Origin of the sequence: Steroidobacter gossypii, from assembly GCF_016801985.1 — a bacterium.
Classification (GTDB): Bacteria; Pseudomonadota; Gammaproteobacteria; order Steroidobacterales; family Steroidobacteraceae; genus Steroidobacter; species Steroidobacter gossypii.
Genome location: NZ_JAEVLS010000019.1, coordinates 1 through 1,804, shown reverse-complemented (window position 1 = coordinate 1,804; position 1,804 = coordinate 1). Strand labels below are relative to the sequence as shown.

Here is a 1,804-nt window from a genome sequence, read left to right as displayed (position 1 = left end):
AGTCGAGAGTATGAAGCGCCGCAGGGCGAGGTGGAGGAGGTGCTGGCGGGGATCTGGCAGGAGTTGTTGCATGTGGAGCGGGTGGGTCGCCAGGACAACTTTTTTGAGCTGGGCGGGCACTCGCTGTTGATCGTGCAGCTGATGGAGCGTTTGCGCCGGGTGGGGTTGTCTGCGGAAGTGCGGCAGGTGTTTGAGAGCCCGACGCTGGCGGATTTGTCACGGGTACTCAGCAGCGAGGCGGCCGGTGCGATGGAGGTGCCTGCGAACCTGATACCGCCGGGTTGCGAGGCGATCACGCCGCAGATGTTGCCGCTGGTGTCATTGGAGGCGCAGCACATCGAGCGGATCGTGCGGAGCGTGCCGGGCGGCGCGGCGAACATCCAGGATATCTATCCGCTGGCGCCGTTGCAGGAGGGCATCCTGTTTCATCATCTGCTCGATAGGGATCGCGGTGATACCTATGTGTCTCCCACTGTATTGCAGCTGTGCTCGAAGCAACGGTTAGAGGAGTTGAGCGCGGCGTTGCAGTCCGTGATCGAGCGTCACGATGTGCTGCGTACGGCGGTGTTGTGGGAGGAGCTGCCGCAACCGGTGCAGGTGGTGTATCGCAAGGCGCAGCTGTCGGTGACGGAGCTTGCGTTGGCGAGCGATCGCGATGTGAAGGAGCAGATCGAGGAGTGGGTGAAGCCTGAGCGTCAGCGGCTGGATCTACGGCAGGCGCCGCTGCTGCGCTTGCAAGTGGCGGCCGATCCACACAGCGAGCAGTGGTACGCGCTTTTACAGACACACCATATCGTCGGCGACAACGTTGCACGGGAAATTGTGATCTCCGAGATAGTGGCGCATCTCCAGGGCCACGCACAGGAGCTGCCGCCCTCGGTGCCATATCGTAACCATGTTGCCCAGGCATTGGCGTACGCGCGCACGCACGATGCGGAGGCATTCTTCCGCGGCAAGCTGGGGGATGTGGATGAGCCGACGGCGCCGTTTGGCTTACTGGATGTGCATGGGGATGGCAGTCAGGTCAAGGAGGCGCATGAGGAGCTGGAGATTGAGCTGGCGCGGCGGATACGCAAGCAGGCGCGCAAGCTGGGAGTGAGCGCAGCGACGTTGTTCCACGCGGCGTGGGGCGTGGTGATGGCGCACACGAGCGGGCGGGACGATGTGGTGTTTGGGAGCGTGTTGCTGGGTCGGATGCAAGGCAGCGCTGGAGCACAGCGTATCTTGGGAATGTTCATCAACACGCTGCCGTTGCGACTGAAGCTGCGGGGGATGAGTGCGAAGGAGCTGGTGGAGCGGACGCAGCGTGAGCTGATCGAGCTGCTAAGTCACGAACAGGCGTCGCTGGCCGTAGCGCAGCGCTGCAGTGGCATCGGGGGAGCAGCGCCGCTATTCAATGCGTTGTTGAACTATCGCCCCGGCGCGACTTCATCACCGAGCTTGTCGGATGCAAGCGGCATCAGCGTGCTCATAGATCAGGAGCGTACCAATTATCCGATCACGCTCTCGGTGGATGACCGCGGCGAAGGCTTTGCGTTGACCGCCAAATCGAATCATGTGATCGACCCTCATCGGATGACGAGCTACTTGCGCACAGCGTTGCAGTCGTTGGTGGAAGCGCTGGAGCAGTCACCGCAGCGACCAGCGCTGCTGCTGCCGATCCTGCCGCAGAGTGAGCGGGGTGGTGGAGGAGTTCAACGCGACACAGAGAGCCTATCCGCAAGGGAAGCTGATCCATGAGTTGTTCGAGGAGCAGGTCGCACGCACACCGAATGCAGTGGCGGTGGTGTATGAAGACCAGAGC

1 protein-coding gene is annotated in these 1,804 nt (G+C 62.3%); it reads left to right on the top strand.

What is annotated here, in order from left to right; genetic code table 11:
* The coding region (locus JM946_RS29825; RefSeq protein WP_230980107.1) for a condensation domain-containing protein at positions 1 to 1,740 on the top strand (1,740 nt) is incomplete at its 5' end.
* Positions 1,741 to 1,804: the final 64 nt, after the last annotated feature.